Below are 3,185 nucleotides of genomic sequence, written 5' to 3'. Positions count from 1 at the left end.
GCAGCCTCGGCTACCTCAGCCCCGCCGAGTACGAGACCGCAATCGCAGCCTGACCACCACACCAATGGTGTCCGTCAAAGCGGAGCAAGCTCAGAAGGACGAACCATCCGGCTGTCATGCCGTGTGGTGAACTGCCCGACGTTTGTCTCCGCGCCCAGCCGTCGTCAAACAACCGCACTATGCCTCGATCACCACAGAAAGCAGATCGTGAACGTCCCCGCTCGCGCTGAAATCCTCACTCTCCTCGCTTATATCGCGACCATCCCGGCCGCCAACCTCGCCGTCAGCCACTTCGGCGTCGTCCCAGTAGGCTTCGGCTACACCGCCCCCGCCGGGGTGTACATGGTCGGCCTCGCCCTCGTACTGCGCGACCTCGCACGAGAAGCCGCAGGACGCAGAGCCGTCCTCACCGCCATAGCCATCGGCACCCTCCTGTCCTACCTCCTGGCCGACCCAAACCTCGCTACGGCCTCCGCGATCGCCTTCGCCGTAGCAGAAATCATGGACTTCGCCGTCTACGAGCCGCTGCGGCAACGCGGACTGCTCCTCGCAATGCTTGCCTCGAACGCTGTCGGCCTGCTCGCCGACAGCCTCCTGTTCCTCCAACTCGCCTTCGGCTCCCTCGACTACCTCCCAGGACAGATCCTCGGCAAAACCTGGATGACCCTCGCCGCCGTCACCACTCTCACTCTGCTACGCCGAACCAAACGCACCCCTGCATAACCCACCTCACGCCTTCACAGTCGCCGGGCAAGCCAACGAGCCGTCAGGAACACGGCGGGTCCAGGCCGAACGAGGCCTCAGTCGGCTGCCACGGTGCGGGCATCTACGGCAGTTCGTCGAACTTCGGAAGCGAGAGCCGCTCGCTGCGACCACGGCCTGCCTGACCCAGACCAGCGCCCGCGGGACGAGCCGGATCGTACACGGTCTCACCGGCACGACCCGGTGCCGTCTGCGTCAGCCGTGGTATCCGCCGAGCCGCTCTCAGACGGACCCGGACTACTGGAAGGCCGTGCCGAGCGCGCGCAGTTGAGCACGGTGGGCCTGCATGAGTTCCTCCGGTCGGCGCAGGGCGGTGCCGGAGCCATACCCCGCGGCGGAACAGTTGGAAGCCGATGCTCTCCCACAGTGCGGCGATCTTCTCCTTCGCCTGGAGCCGATAGGCCTCGGTGACCTGCTCACGGTCTTCGGGGTACTCACCCATGCCGGGAAACACCGCTACCGCGCAAGCCCCCAGACAGGCGACGGATCGCCTCGACGGCCAAGGCCACGCGCTAGTGTGATGCACCAGAAATCCTGGCAATATATTTCGCTAACGAGTTGAGGATTTCGTCGGCGCTCTTGGTCCATGTGAACGGTTTGGGGTCCTCGTTCCAGGTCTGGATCCAGGTGCGGATGTCCGCCTCAAGGGCTTGAACCGATCGGTGGGTCCCGCGGCGGATGAGCTTGTCGGTGAGGTGCCCGAACCACCGCTCGACCTGGTTGATCCAGCTGGAACCAGTCGGTGTGAAGTGGACGTGGAATCGGGGGTGCCGTCCGAGCCAGGCTTTGATCGCGGGCGTCTTGTGAGTGGCGTAGTTGTCACAGATCAGGTGGACGTCGAGTTCAGCCGGCACCGCCTTGTCTATCTTGACCAGGAATTTCTTGAACTCCACGGCCCGATGACGGCGGTGAAGAGAGCTGATGACGCTTCCGTCTTCGATGTCGAACGCGGCGAACAGGCTGGTCACGCCGTGCCGTTGGTAGTCATGGGTGCGCCTCTCCGGCATGCCGGGCATCATCGGCAGGACCGGCTGCGTGCGGTCCAGGGCCTGGACCTGTGATTTCTCGTCCACGCACAGCACCACGGCCTTCTCCGGCGGGTGGTGGTAGAGGCCGACGACATCGACGACCTTCTCCACGAACTGCGGATCCGTGGACAGCTTGAACGTGTCCTGGACGTGCGGCTTCAGGTCGAACTGCCGCCAGGTCCGTCCGATCGTCAACTTCGACAGGCCGGTCCGCTCGGCCATCGACGCCCGCGACCAGTGCGTGGCATCACGCGGCGACGTTTCCAGCGTGGCGGCGACAACCTCCTCGACCCGGTCCAGGAGGATCGACGGCGGCCGGCCCGGACGCAGTTCGTCGGCCAGACCTTCCAGTCGCAGTTCAACGAACCGGCGTCGCCACCGGGCCACCGTGGACACCGAGGTTCCCAGCCGGCTGGCGACCCGCTTGTTCGACGTGTCCTCGGCGCATGCCAGCACGATCCTCGACCGCAATGCCCAGATCAGCGGCGACCGACCTGATCGTCGCTTCGGGCCGCGACTCGTACAGCGCGACCGCGTCCGCCTTGAACTCCGGCGGGTAGTTCTTCATGACCACGAGATGTCCGTTCTCAGATCCTCAGGATCCAGTGTCTCGTGTGTCCAACATCAGGGGTCAAGGCCCGAGGTCGCCAACCCCTGATCCCTGCCGCCAGTACGCCTTATTCTGGGGCCCGAAACGGGCCACCACCACCAACTGCTGCCGTGCCCCGAGACCACCTCGACCGTGGGGCCGGAGCCGACGACCGGCCCCCGGGCGGGCGAAGCACGTCGGGTGCTGGCGGGGCATAGCGGACGAGGCGTCGCGTTGGCTGGTGCGGACTGGAGGTGGGCCATGGAGGCGGTCTCGCACTACACGGTGTGATCGCAGCGGCGGCCACTTGATGCTCCGTCAAGTGGCCGTCAGCGGGGAATCTCAGCGGGCCACTACTGAGGTTGAACTCGTGGTGTCGTGTTGCTGCTCAGGCAGGTCTGATAGTGAGGCCGGTCTCGGCGAGGCAGCCGTCTATAAGGTCGCTGTGGCAATGGATGTGCCGTAGGCCGCGTCGGATGCGCTGAACGAGGTGTTCGGGGGTGCTGAAGACGACGTTGGAGAGCCAGCCGCGCCGCAGGAGGGACCAGATTCCTTCGACGGGGTTGAGGTCGGGTGCGTAGGGCGGCAGGTAGTAGATGGTCAGCCAGTCCCGGGCTTCGGCGAACTCCCGCAGGCCGACGGCCTTGTGGACGTTCAGGTTGTCCCAGATGAGTACGATCGGTCCGCCGAGCTGCTGGTGGGCGGCGATCAGGAGCAATAGTCAAGAGTTGTGGGTGAGGCCGTCCGACTCGGCTGCGGTGATCTCGGCTGCTGCGAGCCGGGCTTCTTCACGCACCGCTGGGTCG

The 3,185-nt window shown here is 65.3% G+C and carries 1 protein-coding gene and 3 pseudogenes; 1 reads left to right on the top strand and 3 read right to left on the bottom strand.

Annotation, left to right across the window (positions count from 1 at the left end):
- The first annotated feature begins 207 nt into the window (after positions 1 to 207).
- Positions 208 to 723 (top strand): VUT family protein, encoded by a 516-nt coding sequence (locus tag ABZ441_RS33465; RefSeq protein ID WP_358981171.1) that lies wholly within the window; start codon positions 208 to 210, stop codon positions 721 to 723.
- A 551-nt stretch (positions 724 to 1,274) separates the two neighbouring features.
- Here the strand turns inward: ABZ441_RS33465 and ABZ441_RS33460 are convergent.
- From ABZ441_RS33460 to ABZ441_RS33450, 3 pseudogenes are all read right to left on the bottom strand, one after another.
- A pseudogene (locus ABZ441_RS33460) lies at positions 1,275 to 2,261 on the bottom strand (IS630 family transposase); the annotation flags it as partial.
- Positions 2,260 to 2,364: pseudogene (locus ABZ441_RS33455) on the bottom strand (transposase); the annotation flags it as partial. The pseudogenes ABZ441_RS33455 and ABZ441_RS33460, both read right to left, overlap by 2 nt.
- 403 nt (positions 2,365 to 2,767) lie before the next feature.
- A pseudogene (locus ABZ441_RS33450) lies at positions 2,768 to 3,094 on the bottom strand (transposase); the annotation flags it as partial.
- Positions 3,095 to 3,185: the final 91 nt, after the last annotated feature.

The organism is Streptomyces sp. NPDC005752 (assembly GCF_040630715.1).
GTDB lineage: Bacteria > Actinomycetota > Actinomycetes > Streptomycetales > Streptomycetaceae > Streptomyces.
Note: the sequence above shows the minus strand (reverse complement) of the source record. Positions and strands in the feature narration are given on the sequence as shown.